General features: G+C 49.8%; 2 protein-coding genes. Both read left to right on the plus strand.

Annotated features, from left to right (window positions below):
• A partial coding sequence (locus tag H5T41_11200) for an FAD-dependent oxidoreductase (GenBank protein MBC7109324.1) occupies positions 1-495 on the plus strand: 495 nt, incomplete at its 5' end.
• 24 nt (positions 496-519) lie between these two features.
• Positions 520-1239, plus strand: a 720-nt coding sequence (locus H5T41_11205) for a hypothetical protein (protein MBC7109325.1), incomplete at its 3' end; no start/stop codon positions are given.

A 1239-nucleotide genomic window follows, 5' to 3' on the forward strand; every position in this document is an offset into this window, starting at 1 on the left:
GTGGGCTTTCAGACCGGGCTCAAGTGGCCGGACCAAAAGAAGGTGGTGCAAACGATCCCGGGCCTCGAGAACGCAGAGATTGTGCGCTACGGGGTCATGCACCGCAACACTTATCTCAACGCACCAAAGCTCATCCGCGAGACATTGGAGCTGAAAGATGTTCCCGGGGTATTCGTGGCCGGAGTTTTGGCGGGCGTGGAAGGGTACATTGAGAGCGCAGCCACGGGATTTTTGGCCGGGCTCAATGCCGGAAGGCTCGCGCTGGGCCTTCCGCCCGTGGTTCCCCCTCCAGAGAGTATGCTGGGAGCTTTAGTTCGGTTCTTGGCCACCGCTGAACCGGAAAATTTCCAACCCATGAGTGCCAACTGGGGCCTTGTGCCTCCGATCGAAGGGAAAATGGACAAGAAAGCTAAAAGGGAGGCCATGTTCCGCCGCGGCCTCTCCGCTTTCCAGTCTTGGTTTTCTCAGGTTTGGTTAAGCTCGAAAATGCTTTAAAATATTAATAGGGTGAGTAGGAGAATGGAGCTTTTTTCAGAAAGGCATGGCTTTACCAGAGGACGCAAAACACTTCAATTGAAGTCGATGGATAAAAAACTTCGCGTGGCTTTATACAACTATCTTCATAGGAGGTTCGAACAAGAATGGTACCCTGAAGAGAGCTCCTACCCGGACTGGTTTAAGTCAGAGCACCCAGAGCTATTTGAGGTGGCTTCCAGTATGATGGGGCCGGGATACTACGAAGCTGAACGAGTTTGGCCTGATCTTTGGAACCTAACTTTAGACACCTTTGGCACCAAAGAAACATTCTTGGAGACCTTGAAAGCGAAGGTCATGAAGGGTAGATGGTATAAAATTTATGATTTTATAGAATCCCTAGTAAAGTCGGGTTTTGTGGATTCGGATGCAGTGAATTCCATTCTTGAGAGAGAAATGTCGGGATATCGTGTTATCAATGGCTTTGTCGTTGCAATCACCGACAAAATCGAACTAGCAGAACTCGAAAAAGCTGTGTCTCTTCCAGATCCATTTGCTGGTGTCCGGGCACATATCAACTCTGCTTTGGAGAAACTAGCGCAGCGACCTGAGCCAGATTTGCGTAACGCAGTCAAAGAGGCCATTTCTGCTGTAGAAAGTGCGGCACGAATTATTACAGGTACAGGTCGCAAAAAAGCAACGCTGGGAGATCTTCTGAAGGTTCTCGAAGAGCAAGGTCTTCATTCAGCACTGAGAGAGGCCTGG

It is taken from the genome of Methanomassiliicoccales archaeon (assembly GCA_014361295.1).
Lineage (GTDB): Archaea > Thermoplasmatota > Thermoplasmata > Methanomassiliicoccales > JACIVX01 > JACIVX01.